Source organism: Actinosynnema sp. NPDC037264 (genome assembly GCF_055603705.1).
Genome location: NZ_JBVJVK010000127.1, coordinates 1,766 through 3,462 on the forward strand (window position 1 = coordinate 1,766; position 1,697 = coordinate 3,462).

Consider the following 1,697-nt stretch of genomic DNA (forward strand, 5'->3'; position numbering starts at 1 on the left):
GGGAGCGGTCGAAGGTGGGACTGGCGATTGGGACGAAGTCGTAACAAGGTAGCCGTACCGGAAGGTGCGGCTGGATCACCTCCTTTCTAAGGAGCATCTCTCATCCTGGCTTGCCAGGATGGAGGGCCATGCCGGCGGCGAATGATCGTCGGATGGTTGCTCAATGATGTGGATGCTGGCTATATACAGAATCTCGGGTTGTCGACGGTGTTAGTACTGTCCGTAAGGGCGTGGAAGGGATCGTCGAGGGTTCAAGTCTTCTGTTCGGTACGCTGTTGGGTCCTGAGAGAACACGCTTGTGTCTCTTTCAGCGAGAAACGACAGGACGGTCTCCGTCCGCGAACCGCTGGTCTTCGGGCCGGTAGGCGTGGGCAGTAGCGGGGCGGTGTCTGGTTGTTCTTTGAGAACTGCACAGTGGATGCGAGCATCTTTGTGGCAAGTTATTAAGGGCATACGGTGGATGCCTTGGCACCAGGAGCCGATGAAGGACGTAGGAGACTGCGAAAAGCCTTGGGGAGCTGTCAACCGAGCTGAGATCCAAGGGTGTCCGAATGGGGAAACCCGGCCCCAGTCATGTGGGGTCACCCACGCCTGAACACATAGGGCGTGTGGAGGGAACGCGGGGAAGTGAAACATCTCAGTACCCGCAGGAAGAGAAAACAACCGTGATTCCGTGAGTAGTGGCGAGCGAAAGCGGAAGAGGCTAAACCGTATTCGTGTGATACCCGGCAGGGGTTGCGTGTACGGGGTCGTGGGACCTGTCTGATCGTTCTGCCGGACGGTCGAGGAGTCATAAAACACTGTGGTTAGCGGAACGCGTCTGGAAAGCGTGGCCGTAGAGGGTGAAAGTCCCGTACGTGAAAACCCGGTGTCTCCTGACGGTGTTCCCAAGTAGCAGCGTACTCGTGAAATTCGCTGTGAATCTGGCGGGACCACCCGCTAAGCCTGAATACTCCCTGGTGACCGATAGCGGACTAGTACCGTGAGGGAAAGGTGAAAAGTACCCCGGGAGGGGAGTGAAATAGTACCTGAAACCGTGTGCCTACAATCCGTCGGAGCCTTTCGGGGTGACGGCGTGCCTTTTGAAGAATGAGCCTGCGAGTTAGTGCTGCGTGGCGAGGTTAACCCGTGTGGGGTAGCCGTAGCGAAAGCGAGTCCGAATAGGGCGTCAGAGTCGCGTGGTCTAGACCCGAAGCGGAGTGATCTAGCCATGGCCAGGGTGAAGCGTGGGTAAGACCGCGTGGAGGCCCGAACCCACCAGGGTTGAAAACCTGGGGGATGAGCTGTGGTTAGGGGTGAAAGGCCAATCAAACTCCGTGATAGCTGGTTCTCCCCGAAATGCATTTAGGTGCAGCGTCGTGTGTTTCGTGCCGGAGGTAGAGCACTGGATGGTCTAGGGGGCCCACAAGCTTACCGAAATCAACCAAACTCCGAATGCCGGTACGTGAGAGCGCGGCAGTGAGACTGCGGGGGATAAGCTTCGTAGTCGAGAGGGAAACAGCCCAGAACGCCGGCTAAGGCCCCTAAGTGTGTGCTAAGTGGGAAAGGATGTGGGGTCGCCCAGACAACCAGGAGGTTGGCTTAGAAGCAGCCACCCTTTAAAGAGTGCGTAATAGCTCACTGGTCAAGTGGTCCTGCGCCGACAATGTAGCGGGGCTCAAGCACACCGCCGAAGCCGTGTCATTTCAGTGTAATGC

General features: G+C 57.3%; 1 rRNA gene (cut by a window edge). It reads left to right on the forward strand.

Going from position 1 to position 1,697, the window contains the following annotated elements:
• Nucleotides 1–433 precede the first annotated feature (433 nt).
• Nucleotides 434–1,697 (forward strand): 23S ribosomal RNA (locus tag ACZ7GX_RS45605); it runs 1,485 nt beyond the window's last position.